General features: G+C 59.9%; 1 protein-coding gene. It reads right to left on the reverse strand.

Translation table 11 applies throughout. From position 1 onward, the window contains the following. Positions 1-665, reverse strand: a 665-nt coding sequence (locus tag EN914_RS36670; protein ID WP_206527340.1) for a CHASE domain-containing protein, incomplete at its 3' end; no start/stop codon positions are given. Between the last annotated feature and the right edge of the window lie 263 nt (positions 666-928).

Consider the following 928-nt stretch of genomic DNA (forward strand, 5'->3'; position numbering starts at 1 on the left):
GTCCCCGTCAGGGCGACATCAATATCAATCCCGGGGTCATTCAAGCCGCTCGCCGCGTAAAGCTGATCGACATCGATGACAGCGGAGAGGATGCCCCAGAATCGGCTGCCGCCGCCCGCCGTCGGCACAAAGACGGGAATGCGCCCGACAAAGCCCCGCCCTCCCTGGGCCAGGTTGACGGGGCCTGCCAACACAAGAACGCCGAGGTCTCGCGCGCGAAGCGCCGCCGTCCGTTGCGCCTCGCTCTTGCGGTAATCGAGCCCGATCGCCTTCTGGTTGCCTTCCATCGGGTACATCAGCGAGATGACGAGATCGGGCGCACCGGCGATGTTGCGCAGTTGCGATCTCTGTCGGAACAGGTTGCTTGCCAGGGACGCAAATCTCTGCTGTCCCATGTACGGCTCTGTAACTATGGCCGAGACGAGGCCCTGAACAAGCTGGAGATTACCGTTTACATTGCCTTCGAGCTTGGCCCTTATGATGTTGACCTTGGCCTGGACTTCGGCGCGCGCGAGTTGATCGGACACTTTCGTGTTCTGCAAGTCCGCAAGGACCGCGCAGATCACAAGCACGGCCAACGCAATTGCCGCCGGCAAGTTGGCGGTCGAAAAAACCGCCTTTCTTGCACCATCAAAGTCAAAATCCGTTCTGCCCGACCGGCTCAATTGCGTTTCCTTGACAAAAAGCCCATCGGCCAACGTAGGATGAACTGTTTAAATTTGGACTTCCAATCTGCATAAAAGCTTCTGGTCTGTGCCACCAAGTTTCGAAAGGCTGCGCTTGGGCGCTGCGCGTAGTACCGTTGGGCCTGCGCCGGCCAGTCATGATGCGCCGAACAGCAGGGTCGTCCTGCTCGGGCGGAAGAAGGGTAGGGAAAGCGGAGGACAGCCTGGGAGAGGAGAGGGGAGAGGAGAGGGGAGAGGGGAGG

The organism is Mesorhizobium sp. M7A.F.Ca.CA.001.08.2.1, assembly GCF_003998455.1.
Taxonomy (GTDB): Bacteria; Pseudomonadota; Alphaproteobacteria; order Rhizobiales; family Rhizobiaceae; genus Mesorhizobium; species Mesorhizobium ciceri.